We start from the raw sequence: 12,909 nt of genomic DNA, 5'->3' as shown, positions 1-12,909 counted from the left end.
CTTCCATTTAGGATATAAAGTGAAATTTCCTCAAAAATAGAAAAGGCTTTGGCTCTATAGTATAAAACTAAAGCCTTTTTTATTCCCATATTGTTTATGTTCTATGATACACGCTGTTGGTATTTCTAATTTTTATATCTACTATTCACGTTTAAATTATTTTTCCCCTTTTGCTCTAGAAGTGTTTTTTAACGTTTAGTCTCTCGAGAAACGGTATAATAAAAATTTAAGAAGCAGATATTAAAAAGGAAACGTATTTAAAAAAACGTTCATTTTAAAGAACAAAAAGGATAAGGAGACAATATGACGACAAGTGAAAAAAAAGGATGGAATTTAGAGAATAGCTACGCAGAACTTCCCCCATTATTTTTTTCGAACATACTGCCAACTCCTGTGAGCGAACCAAAACTGGTTATATTTAATGATCAATTAGCAGCATCCATTGGATTGGATAGAGAACAGCTGCAAAGTGAGGAGGGTGCGGCAATATTTGCGGGGAATAAAACTCCAAAAGGGGCTGCTCCTCTTGCACAAGCTTATGCGGGGCATCAATTTGGCTATTTTAATCGGTTGGGTGACGGTCGAGCAATCCTTTTAGGGGAACAGATTACACCAAAAGGTAAGCGGATTGATGTTCAGTTGAAAGGACCAGGAAGAACTCCCTATTCTCGAGGCGGCGATGGTCGAGCATCACTTGGACCGATGCTTAGGGAATATATTATTAGTGAAGCGATGTATGCCCTTGGTATTCCGACAACTCGCAGCTTAGCCGTAGTAACAACTGGAGAGTCAATTATTCGTGAAAAAGAACTTCCGGGTGCCATTTTGACTCGTGTAGCTTCTAGTCATTTGCGGGTCGGGACCTTTCAGTATGCGGCAAACTGGGGGACAGTGGATGAAATTCGCAGTTTGGCTGATTATACAATAACAAGGCATTATCCTGAATTAAAAACAAAAGAGAATCCTTACCTTTGTTTGCTTCAGGAAGTTATTAAACAACAGGCATCGCTTATTGCGAAATGGCAGCTGGTTGGTTTTATTCATGGGGTAATGAATACTGATAATATGACAATAAGCGGAGAAACCATTGACTATGGCCCTTGCGCCTTTATGGATGTTTATGATCCAGAAACAGTATTCAGTTCAATAGATAGAGAAGGACGCTATAGCTATAGTAATCAGCCATCGATAGGCGGCTGGAATCTTGCTCGCTTTGCAGAGAGCCTCTTGTCATTATTGGCTGATGATGAAAAAAAAGCACTTGAACTAGCGCAGACTGAAATATCTGCATATGGTCCAATATACTATGCTAATTGGCTTAATGGGATGAGAAGAAAACTAGGTTTATTTAATGCAGAAACAGAAGATGAGGAGCTCATCAGCAACCTTCTTAAAATAATGGAAAAATATCGTGCAGACTATACAAATGTTTTTGTTGCACTGACTTTTGCTGAACAGGAAGATACACCTATGTTTAAAAGTCTAGAATTTACTCAATGGCATAAGCTTTGGCAGGAAAGGCTTGGTAGACAAAAAGAGTCAAAGGAGGAGAGAACTCAGTTGATGAAAAACAACAATCCTGCTGTAATTCCACGGAATCACCGAGTAGAAGAAGCGTTAGAAGCTGCGGTGGAGCAGGGCGACTATAGCATAATGAAACGATTGCTGGACGCACTATCCAAACCATACGAACATACGGATAAGCAGATAGAGTATGCTCAACCTTCTAAGGAAACTGCGCCATATAGAACTTATTGCGGCACTTAATAACTCCATCATAAAAGATTCCGTCCTTTAAACAGGGGCGGTTTTTTATTATGTAACATAAGGAAATTCTGTTTTAATTTTAATGTTAAAAATTATCATTAAATAACAAATGCCAGCCTGTTCTATGGCCAATATTTCATTAATTTATCAAATAAAGTACATAATATAAATAATAATATGATGAAAATTTTAATGTTTTCTTAATGTTTTCTGTTTGTAATGTTACTTATTTATTGTTAACATTAAGTTATGTAACTTATCTAGGAGGATAATCGATGGAATATGTCGACCCTATAAAAGATATTGAAAGTATTAATGCAATTAAAGAGGTCCTAAAAAAACAATCACAAAGAGACTTATTACTGTTTGTTTTTGGCATTAATACGGGAATAAGAGTCAGTGATTTACTTTCGCTAAAAGTTGGTGATATACGAGATCAGGATGGAATAAAGGAATTTTTATATTTGCAGGATTCTAATGATCAAAAAGCTTACTATATAAATAACCGGATCTATATAGAATTGGAAGAATATTTAAAAGACCATGATTTTAAAGAGGAAGATTTTCTTTTTAAATCAAAGAAAAATGATCAAGCGATTACTCGTCAGCAGGCGTATCGAATTATTCATAATGCGGCAAAGGAAGTTGGAATTCCAGGGAAAATTGGCATGCATACATTGAGAAAAACGTTTGGCTATCATGCTTATAGAAAAGGAATTGCTATTTCTATTTTAATGGAGACCTATCATCATCACTCGCCCTCTGAAACGTTAAGATATATAGGAATAAATAAGGAAGAGAAGCGTTTGGTGAAGGTGGATGTAAATCTATAAGCGAGTTAATTAGCTTTTGATTATAAAAAAACTCCACCCGTCATTAGGTGGAGAAATCATTATTATAAATAATCATCATTAGAGTCTAAAGTTGTATCAATCTCAACATTTGTTAATTCCTTGACTATATCCTCATGCACTTCAACTTGTAATGTTTCCTTGTCTTTCATAAATTTAAAAATGCCGTTATTAAAGTCTGTCCCACATTCTTTAAAGAATATGCCTTCAAATTCTACAGATTTTGTATGATTAAAGATTAGACGATAATTTTCGTGTTCTTTTATAAGATAGGCGCGAATGCCTTTTTCAAAATGGCCTTCTGGATTTTTTAGATAACGGGCAACAGAAATGATGTGAAGATCAACAAAAGGAATTTCACGTAATAAAGAGTTAATGATAGAGCCTTTTGCAATTTGTTCCCAACGACTTTGAGCTGTTTGGCCTAAAATAATTTGTGTAATATTTTTTTCTCTCGCAACCTCAGCAATTACTTTAGAAATTGGTTTTTTTTCATTATCTCGAATAATAAAGGTATTAGAATTATGTTTATCTGCTAACTCTTTCCATCTTTCAATATAACCTGACTTTTCAGCATCCAAATCATCAAGGGGCTTTGGGTCGACAGTTAGTATATAAAGTGGACAATTAAGCATTTTTGCGATTTTACAGCCTCTTTGTATGAGACGTTCACCATTTGGACCATAATAAACGCAGACGAGAATACTTTCGTCCATATGTTCTTTTCCTTTTTCCATTGTTTTTCACCTCAAAATCGATGTGAATTTTTACACCACTATTAATAAACTATGTATGACTATAACGTATGCTACAAAATCAGTCAATCAATTTAATAAATTTTCCAATTTAATCAATATTAAAGATATAAGCTGATTTTATTTATAGAAAAATGTTTTTAAAACAATTATAAGGAGGGAGATTTTATGTCTTGGCTGCACATGATTATATTATTCCCATTTCTCTTTGCCATCATTGTGCCTTTTATATATAAAAAGTTTACGCCGCGCATACACACAGGCTGGTTTGTTCTGCTTGTACCGTTCATCATTTTTATTTACCTTTTTACATTAATCCCCAAAATATCGAAAGGACATACATTGTATGCGGTAGCTCGCTGGCTGCCTTCATACGATATTAACTTTACTGCATATGTAGATGGATTAAGTCTTTTGTTTGGTTTATTAATTGTTGGGATTGGTACGTTAGTAATTATATATTCGATTTATTACCTTTCAAAAAATCGTGAAGCACTGCACAATTTTTATGTTTACTTGCTTCTATTTATGGGTGCGATGCTTGGACTTGTCTTCTCAGATAATATTTTTGTTCTATATGTTTTTTGGGAAATTACAAGTGTGTCCTCCTTTTTATTAATATCGTACTGGTATACGCGGGAAAGATCTCGTTACGGCGCGCAAAAATCTATGTTAATTACCGTATTTGGCGGCCTTTCGATGCTTGCAGGATTTATTATGCTTTCTATGATCACCGATACGAATAGCATTCGAGGAATATTTGAAGTTGTAGAGAACATCCATACAGATGCTTTGTTTATCCCCGCTATGGTGTTGGTATTGATTGGTGCGTTTACCAAGTCAGCACAGTTTCCATTTAGTATCTGGCTTCCTGATGCGATGGAAGCACCTACTCCTATTAGTGCTTATTTGCACTCTGCAACAATGGTCAAGGCAGGCATCTATTTAGTTGCACGACTAACACCTGTTTTTGGGGGAACGTATGAATGGTTTTGGCTTGTGTCAGGCATAGGAATTGTCACGTTGTTGTATGGATCATTAAATGCTGTAAAACAAACAGATTTAAAGGCATTATTAGCCTACTCTACAATTAGTCAATTAGGGTTAATCATGAGTCTTTTTGGATTAGGGTCTGCTTCTATGTATTATGGAAATAGTAGTGCCGAAACCTCCCTTTATGCCGCAGCAATATTTGCAGCTATCTTCCACCTAGTGAATCATTCTACATTTAAAGGATGCCTATTTATGGTGGTAGGAATTATTGACCATGAGACAGGAACTCGTGATATTAGGAGACTAGGCGGTTTGATGAGTATTATGCCTGTTTCTTTTACGCTTACTGTAATTGGAAGCTTCTCTATGGCAGGGCTTCCGCCGTTTAATGGGTTTTTAAGTAAGGAAATGTTTTTTACGGCAGTAAAAAATGCTGCTGCTATGAATATATTCAGCATGCAAAATATCGGTATAGTAATTCCGATTATAGCGTGGATAGCTAGTGTATTTACATTTGTGTACTGTATGATTCTTGTATTTAAAACATTTAGAGGGAAGAACAAGCAGGAAAAACTCGATAAGAATATACACGAGGGATCTATTGGGCTGTTAATATCTCCTATTATATTAGGTTCACTTGTCATTATCTTTTTCTTTTTTCCAAACACGGTTGCAAAATATTTGCTCAAGCCGGCATTTGCCGCAGTATTACCAACCCTTGCCGATACAATCAAAGTAAAAGAAATAAGTGCATGGCATGGGTGGAATGCAGAATTATTTATGACGATAGGCGTAGCGGTTCTTGGAACACTGTTGTATGTGTATTTAAAGAAATGGTACCGGGTGTATCGATTATACCCACAAGCCATGACTTTAAATAATTTATATAATTTTGGTTTGGACTATATGGAGAATAATTCTAAGAAAATAACAGATTTTTATATGACAGGATCTATTCGTCATTATTTAGTATATATTTTTTCTTTTATTATTCTTGTAGTGGGAGGATCTTTATGGATGTTTGGCGGATTTACAATCGACACGTCCCGAGATTCGCCTATCAGTATATATGATATTGGTATTGTCACAGCAGTAGTTATTTCTGCCTTTGCAGTATTATTTTCAAAAACTAGATTGACTGCAATTGTTGCTGTTGGAGCATTAGGATTTTTAGTTTCCTTTTTCTTTGTATTATTTAGGGCCCCTGATTTAGCGCTGACACAATTGGTTGTAGAAACAGTGACAACTGCATTATTTTTATTATGCTTCTATCACTTGCCTGCATTAAAGAAGGAAGTTAGTCACATACCGTTTAAGCTAGTTAATGCTGTCATCTCGATTGGGGTTGGTACAGTAATAACATTTATTGCGCTTTCAGCTAATGGAACTCGTATGTTTTACTCTATTTCTAGTTTTTATGAAAATTCGTATAAGCTGGCTGGTGCTCAAAATATCGTCAATGCCATTCTCGTTGATTTTAGAGGGATTGATACAATGTTAGAAATCCTTGTGCTGAGCATTGCAGGTTTAGGGGTATATACATTAATAAAATTAAAGATAGCTGGGAGGGATAAGAATGAAGGAGCCGAATGATTTGCTGATAAGAAGTGTGACAAAAGTAGCGGTCGTCATTATTTTTACTTTTGCCATTAACCTGTTTGTTTCAGGCCATCATTACCCTGGCGGCGGATTTATTGGAGGACTTACCTTTGCTTCCGCTTTAATCCTTTTATTCCTAACATTTGATATTGAATCAGTCCGCAAAAATATCCCTGTTGATTTTAAAGTACTTGCCGCTGTTGGTGTATTAATTGCTGTTTTGACAGGGGTAGGTGGAATGGTTTTAAATCAACCATTTTTAACACAGGCATTTAATTATTTTAATCTCCCTATATTCGGTAAAACGGAGCTTGCAACAGCTGTTATTTTTGATATAGGGGTAGCGTTAGCGGTTATTGGAACGGCTATAACGATTATTATGAGTATAGGTGATGATCGATAATGGAAACAATGATGTCTATTCTTGTTGGTGTGCTATTTGCCATTGGTATTTATCTGATTTTGACAAAAACATTACTGCGGATTATTTTAGGAACTTCCATACTCGGCCATGGTGTTAACTTGCTTATTATTACAATGGGAGGCTTAAAAAAAGGTGGTCCTCCTTTGCTTGGGATAAAAGATCTTTCCTATGCGGATTCCTTGCCGCAAGCTCTTTTACTAACAGCAATTGTTATAAATTTTGCAACAACGGCGCTTTTTTTAGTGCTGAGTTACCGTGCCTATAAAGTGTTGGGTACGGATAATACAGAGCAACTGAGAGGTAATGAAAATGAATAATTTAATTATACTGCCAATCATTATCCCTATATTGCTGGGTATGGTGATGGTGATTTTCAGAAAAAACATCATGCTGCATAGGGTTCTCAGCATGGTTTCAACTATTGCAGTTGGTGCTGTATCTTTTGTCTTGATGATGCAAATAAAAACAAAAGGGATTCAAACACTTCAGTTGGGCGGATGGGAAGCTCCTTTTGGGGTAAGCATGGTTGGGGATATGCTTTCGATGCTTCTTATCCTAGTAACAAGCATTGTTTCTTTATGTTGTTTGCTCTATGCCTTTCATTCTATTGGCAAGGAAAGAGAACTGCACTATTTTTATCCTTTATTTCTTTTTCTTATTACAGGAGTGAATGGATCATTCCTTACAGGGGATATCTTTAACTTATTTGTTTGTTTTGAAGTAATGCTTGTTGCTTCCTATGTGCTGATTGCATTAGGAGGTACCAGAGTTCAATTAAGAGAATCAATTAAGTATATTTTAATAAATATTATATCCTCGTTTCTTTTTCTTGTAGCAATAGCGTATCTTTATGCAATGGTGGGAACTTTGAATTTTGCCCATTTATCTGTTCTGATAGCAAGCGTAGGACAAGATGGATTGATGACTACGGTAGCAATATTATTTTTAATTGTATTCAGCTTAAAAGCAGGATTATTTTTATTTTATTGGCTTCCTGGGTCTTATAGTGCACCTCCCCCTGCTATTGCAGCAATATTTGCTGCGCTATTAACGAAGGTCGGAATTTACGCTATTATGAGGATTTTTACGCTGGTTTTCTATCATAACCCAGAAAATACACATTTATTTATTGGGATTTTGGCAGCTGCAACAATGATTCTAGGGGCAATTGGTGCTGTTGCTTACAATGACATACAAAGGATTATGACGTATAACGTAGTGGTAGGAGTAGGGCTTATTCTGGCAGGAGTTGCTTCGTTTAGTACAGTTGGGATGACAGGTGCTTTATATTATTTAATTCACGATATGATTGTAAAAGCGCTTATTTTTCTTTTAGGTGGAACGATTATTCATCTGACAGGAACAAGTAAATTAAATGAAATAAGCGGACTAATTAGGCTGCATCCTCAATTTGGATGGATGTTCTTTATTGCTGCATTATCTTTATCGGGTATTCCTCCTTTAAGTGGATTTATTGGGAAGATATTCATTATAGAAGGAACATTTGGTGCTGGTTACTTTTGGCTAGGTGGAATAGGGTTGATAACTAGTCTTATGGTGCTGTTTTCTATTATGAAAGTGTTTATGAAAGTTTTTTGGGGATATACAGATTTAACTTTGGAAAAAGAGAAAGGAACGACAAAGGGGCTATTGCTGCCGATTGGCATTCTTACCTTTTTGACTATCGCTTTAGGGCTAGGCACGGAAGGAATCCATGAATTTGTAGATATTGCAATTGAAGGCTTGATGAATCCTAAAATATATATTGACGCAGTATTGGGCAGCCATTAAAAACTATTAAAATTCTTTTCTTTATAAGGATAAAATTCAATGTTTAATAATGATGGAAAGGGGTGGTATCGATGCCCATGCAAGTTTTAATTAATTTATTAATTGGTGTAGTATGGATGTTCCTTCAAGATAATTGGGGTGTTTTAACTTTCTTTAGTGGCTATTTATTTGGCTTGTTGGTCCTTTTCCTTTTACGCCGTTATCTTCCTACTAAATTTTATATAGTAACATTATTTGCGGTGATTAAACTGTTTTTTGTTTTTATTTATGAATTGTTTACTTCGAGTATTGTTGTCATTCAGCAGGTTACGAGGCCTAAACTGAATATTTCCCCAGGAATATTTACGCTGGATACTGATTTGGAAGGGGAATTGGAAGTTTCATTATTGGCCTTATTATTAAATTTAACCCCTGGTTCTGTAGTAGTAGAAGTATCTCCAAATAGTAAGCAATTTTATATACACGCAATGGATATTCCTGTATCAAGAGATTCTGTTTTTCGGTCAAAGGAGAAATTCGAGCATGCTATAAAGAAGGTGACACGTGGATGATTAATGGAATATTATTTTGTTCTTTAATACTTCTTAATTTGTCGATTCTAGCAACTATTTATCGATTGATAAAAGGTCCTTCTGCTCCTGATAGAATACAAGCACTTGATGTCTTAGGCATTCATTTAATTTCAGGTGTGGCCATCTTTTCTGTTTTGCTGAGGAATACTGCATTTTTTGAAGTGATTTTATTGATAGGAATCCTTTCATTTATCGGAACAATCGCATATGCAAGGTATATTGAAAGAGGTGTTGTTATTGAACGTAAACAATCAGATTGAATTAGTGGCCGTTCTTTTAATATTGCTTGGAACCATTTTTAGTTTTCTTAGTGCAGTCGGACTCATTAGATTGCCAGATGTTTATACTCGTTCCCATGCCGCTTCAAAAAGTGCAACAATGGGGGTTTTGTTTACATTGGTAGGCACCTTTGTATTTTTCATTATAGAAGGAATCTTTAGCATCCGATTATTCCTTGGCATTTTCTTTGTATTTTTGACTGCACCTGTTGCATCACATGTTATTGTCCGGTCCGCTTACCGTTCGAAAGTAGCATTAACAAAAGAAAGTGTTCAAGATGATTTGAAAGAAATTCTGGAAAAGGAAAAGCGTAAGCAATAGTTATTTATTTAAAAAGCATAAATAGAGTAATCCATTAGAGATTAGTATCTCTGATGGATTTTTTTGTTATTATTTTTGAGCCATGTTAGAAGCCTGAGATGTATTATATATCACAATTTTAACAATATAGTAAATTATATCCTGTTTTTAGTGCAATTAGGATATTGGCTGACGATATACTTATTGGAGTGTTGAAAAAATAGAAAGAAGGGTTAGGGATGAAAAGAACTAGGCTATTAAAAGCTATAATTTTATTGATGATATTGCTATCTTTTTCAGTAGAAAATAAGGTGAAAGCTGCCAATAAGCAATCATTAAACACAGGTACATATAAGGTAGGAAAAGAGCTTTCGGCTGGATTAATGAAATTTACTCTTTCAAAGGGAGAGGCACTTATTTATTTAACCAAAAATGGAACAAATGAGACTTTATATGAAGAACTAAGCGATGATAAAGAATATGGTCCTAATCAATTTACAGCAAGACTAAACAATGGAGATGAAATAGAAGTATCATTGTATGAAGATACGACTCCTTTAGCAGTACAAAAACTAGCAAAAATAGACGCAAATAAAGTAGGAGCAGGCTATTATGAAGTTGGTGCCGATATTCCAGTCGGAACGTATAATTTACATATTGACCGGCCATATGATGAGTATGATACAGCATATATTAGTATTTTTGACAGCAAATATAACGAAAAAGACGCATTTGATTTTTATCAGGAAAGTGAGTCTTTTGCTTATAAATTTTCTAAAGGGGATAAAATTTATATTACTTCTTTAGGGGGAACGATGAGTTTTAAAGAAAAGGTTCTTATCCCCGAGAGCATTACACTAAGCAAAACTAGTTTATCTTTAATGGTAAATAAGACGGCAAAGGTTACAGCAACTGTTAATCCATCTACTGCCACAAATAAAAATGTCAGCTGGTCAAGCAGCAATCCGACTATTGCAACAGTGGATGCTAGCGGCAATATTAAAGCACGTAAAGCTGGAAGTACGAAGATTACAGCAAAAGCAAAAGGCAATCTATCTGTAACAAAAAGTTTAAATCTGACAGTCACCGATATTGTGCCAACTGGACTAGAGGTAAGCAAAACTTCATTAGATATATCAAATAATCAAACGGTAAAGATAAAGGCAACTGTAACCCCAAATGAGGCTGCAGATAAAACCGTTCTATGGAAAAGTTCCAATACGAAAGTGGCAACAGTAGATGCCAAAGGAAATATTAAAGGAAAAGCAAATGGATCTGCTACCATTACAGCAATAGCAAAAGCCAACAGGAACGTTTCTAAAAAAATAGCAGTAAAGGTTTCTGCTAAGACGGTAAAAGTAAATAAAAAAAGTTTATCTATAATAGCAGGAAAAACAGGGATGCTGTCAGCAACTGTAACTCCTTCTGATAGTACAGATAAAACTGTAAAATGGAGATCTGCCAATACAAAAATTGCAACAGTAGACAGCAGAGGAAAAGTAACGGGCAAGACAAAAGGCAAAACAACTATTATTGCTTCCGTTAAAGGTGCAAAGGAAGTAAAGGTGAAAATAACGGTTACAGCACCAATTACAGCAAAATCAATAAAAATAAATAAAAAGTCGGCTACCTTAATTAAAGGGAAGACATTAACCTTATCAGCAACAGTAAGTCCAAGCAATACAACAAATAAAACAGTAACATGGAAGTCTTCCAATACAAAGGTGGCAAAAGTAGATAAAAAAGGAAAAGTAACAGCTATAGGCGCGGGTACAGCGAAGATTACAGCTAAAACTGTTAATGGCAAAACTAGCAGTATGACCATTAATATACCTTATACGAAAAGTTTAAGCGCAGGTACATGGAAGGCAGGAAAACATCTTCCAGCAGGTCGCTATAAAATTACAACAAATTCAGGAAACGGCAATTTGTTTATTGCTTCAGGAACTGATCATTTTGTAAATGAAATTCTTTCAAGTGAAGATGATGGCTTTGGTGTAACGGTTGTTACAACAGATATTAAGTCAGGGGACAGCATTGAAATTTTAGGATTAAATAGTGTACAATTTACTCGTGTTTCACATGTTAAATCCAATACATTGCACGCTGGATATTGGACGGTCGGAAAAGATATTTCTTCTGGAAGATATAAAATAACAACACCAAAAGGATCAGGAAATCTAATTATTTACAGACGAGATAATTTACTTGTAAATGAAATTCTTTCAAGTACAACAGATGATTATACGGTTAGAAGTGTAACGACAACATTAAAATCTGGAGATCAAATTGAAATTTCGAGTTTAAATAAAGTAATTTTTACAAAAAAATAAGATAGCAATAGATTTTGAGCTGGTTTTTCTTCTTAGGAGATTAACTGGCTTTTTTACTAGTAGATAGTTCAAACTTTTTATGGATATTAATATTTGAGAATAATAAAAATGGGTGGTTTTTGGACTTATAAAGATATAATACAAAGGAAGGCAAAATGACTAATTTGCCTTCCTTTGCAATTTAGGTTATCTTAAGCAAGGTTTATCAGGCATTAATGGGCTTTTGTCCTCCACCTAAGGAGACGAGAAATCTAGGTGAGTAGAAAATTGCTGAGTAAAAGCCTGATTAAAGTTTCACTTTATGGCAAGATATTGCCTGCTGTGCGATAAATGCTATACCATTCCTCTCGTGAAAGAGTAATTTCGCTTGCCTGGCAGCATTCTTTTAATCGATTAATATTCATTGTACCGATAACAGGCTGCATGTTTGCAGGATGGCGCAATAGCCAAGCGATAGCAACAGTTGTATCACTTACATTATATTTGTTAGCGATTTCATTTATCTTTTGATTTAATTCTGGGAACTTGTCGCTGCCAAGGAATACCCCTTCAAAAAATCCGTATTGGAAAGGAGACCAGGGTTGAATCGTGATATCCTTTAACCGGCAATAATCAAGAATGCTTCCATCACGGTTTATCGCTGATTCATTTTCCATATTTACATTAATTCCATTAGATATCATATTGGCATTTGTAATGCTTAATTGTAATTGGTTTGCAACTAATGGCTGCTTTACATATTTTTTAAGCAATTCAATTTGCATTGGATTTTGATTGGATACACCAAAGTATTTTACTTTTCCTGAGCTTGCAAGAATATCAAAAGCCTCTGCTACTTCTTCCGGCTCCACTAATGCATCTGGACGATGAAGAAGCAATGTATCTAAGTAATCCGTTTTTAATCGTTTTAATATGCCATCAACAGATTCTAAAATATATTCTTTTGAAAAATCGAACATCCCTTTGCGAATGCCGCATTTTGATTGCAAAATGATTTTTTCGCGAATATCTGCATTCATGTTAATAGCATCTGCAAAGATTTCCTCACATTCACCACTACCATAAATGTCTGCATGATCAAAAAAGTTTGCACCCTCTTCTAAAGCCGTTTGCACAAAACGTTCTGCTTCTGCTTTTTCTAGTGAGTTAATGCGCATGCAGCCAACCGCAACAACAGGCACTTCTAATGTACTGCTTCCAAGTCTTATTTTTCTCATTATCTATTTCCCTCCGGTTTCTAAGATT

At 35.1% G+C, this 12,909-nt stretch carries 12 protein-coding genes; 10 read left to right on the top strand and 2 right to left on the bottom strand.

Annotated features, from left to right (window positions below):
- Positions 1-303 precede the first annotated feature (303 nt).
- The gene (locus CWS01_RS07580) at positions 304-1,767 is read left to right on the top strand and encodes a protein adenylyltransferase SelO (protein ID WP_101176589.1); all 1,464 of its coding nucleotides are present in this window, start codon (positions 304-306) and stop codon (positions 1,765-1,767) included.
- Between the two features lie 275 nt (positions 1,768-2,042).
- Positions 2,043-2,600 carry a tyrosine-type recombinase/integrase gene (locus CWS01_RS07575; protein WP_101176588.1) on the top strand — a complete coding sequence of 186 codons (558 nt, stop codon included), beginning with the start codon at positions 2,043-2,045 and terminating at the stop codon, positions 2,598-2,600.
- Positions 2,601-2,662: 62 nt separating this feature from the next.
- Here CWS01_RS07575 and CWS01_RS07570 read toward each other — a convergent pair whose 3' ends face one another.
- On the bottom strand, positions 2,663-3,355 hold the full coding sequence (locus tag CWS01_RS07570) for a universal stress protein (RefSeq protein WP_101176587.1): 693 nt from the start codon (positions 3,353-3,355) through the stop codon (positions 2,663-2,665).
- A 186-nt stretch (positions 3,356-3,541) separates the two neighbouring features.
- On the opposite strand from CWS01_RS07570, the gene CWS01_RS07565 reads away from it, so the two are divergent.
- From CWS01_RS07565 to CWS01_RS07530, 8 genes are all read left to right on the top strand, one after another.
- Positions 3,542-5,959: a Na+/H+ antiporter subunit A gene (locus CWS01_RS07565; RefSeq protein ID WP_101176586.1), complete on the top strand. Its 2,418-nt coding sequence runs from the start codon at positions 3,542-3,544 to the stop codon at positions 5,957-5,959.
- On the top strand, positions 5,943-6,368 hold the full coding sequence (locus CWS01_RS07560) for a Na(+)/H(+) antiporter subunit B (protein ID WP_101176585.1): 426 nt from the start codon (positions 5,943-5,945) through the stop codon (positions 6,366-6,368). Before CWS01_RS07565 ends, CWS01_RS07560 begins: the two co-directional genes overlap by 17 nt.
- Positions 6,368-6,706: a Na(+)/H(+) antiporter subunit C gene (locus tag CWS01_RS07555; RefSeq protein WP_101176584.1), complete on the top strand. Its 339-nt coding sequence runs from the start codon at positions 6,368-6,370 to the stop codon at positions 6,704-6,706. The genes CWS01_RS07560 and CWS01_RS07555 overlap by 1 nt, the downstream gene beginning before the upstream one ends.
- A complete protein-coding gene (locus CWS01_RS07550; protein ID WP_101176583.1) occupies positions 6,699-8,180 on the top strand; it encodes a Na+/H+ antiporter subunit D in 1,482 nt (493 codons plus the stop codon). The genes CWS01_RS07555 and CWS01_RS07550 overlap by 8 nt, the downstream gene beginning before the upstream one ends.
- A gap of 71 nt (positions 8,181-8,251) precedes the next feature.
- Positions 8,252-8,731 (top strand): Na+/H+ antiporter subunit E, encoded by a 480-nt coding sequence (locus tag CWS01_RS07545; RefSeq protein ID WP_101176582.1) that lies wholly within the window; start codon positions 8,252-8,254, stop codon positions 8,729-8,731.
- Positions 8,728-9,012, top strand: coding sequence for a Na(+)/H(+) antiporter subunit F1 (locus tag CWS01_RS07540; RefSeq protein ID WP_101176581.1), 285 nt, complete (start codon positions 8,728-8,730; stop codon positions 9,010-9,012). The genes CWS01_RS07545 and CWS01_RS07540 overlap by 4 nt, the downstream gene beginning before the upstream one ends.
- Positions 8,990-9,352 carry a monovalent cation/H(+) antiporter subunit G gene (gene mnhG / locus CWS01_RS07535; RefSeq protein ID WP_101176580.1) on the top strand — a complete coding sequence of 121 codons (363 nt, stop codon included), beginning with the start codon at positions 8,990-8,992 and terminating at the stop codon, positions 9,350-9,352. The genes CWS01_RS07540 and mnhG overlap by 23 nt, the downstream gene beginning before the upstream one ends.
- Positions 9,353-9,570: 218 nt before the next feature.
- Positions 9,571-11,664, top strand: a complete 2,094-nt coding sequence (locus tag CWS01_RS07530) for an Ig-like domain-containing protein (RefSeq protein ID WP_101176579.1) — start codon at positions 9,571-9,573, stop codon at positions 11,662-11,664.
- A gap of 299 nt (positions 11,665-11,963) precedes the next feature.
- Here CWS01_RS07530 and CWS01_RS07525 read toward each other — a convergent pair whose 3' ends face one another.
- Positions 11,964-12,881, bottom strand: coding sequence for an aldo/keto reductase (locus CWS01_RS07525; RefSeq protein WP_101176578.1), 918 nt, complete (start codon positions 12,879-12,881; stop codon positions 11,964-11,966).
- Positions 12,882-12,909: the final 28 nt, after the last annotated feature.

Origin of the sequence: Niallia nealsonii, assembly GCF_002835805.1 — a bacterium.
Classification (GTDB): Bacteria; Bacillota; Bacilli; order Bacillales; family Cytobacillaceae; genus Niallia; species Niallia nealsonii.
Note: the sequence above shows the minus strand (reverse complement) of the source record. Positions and strands in the feature narration are given on the sequence as shown.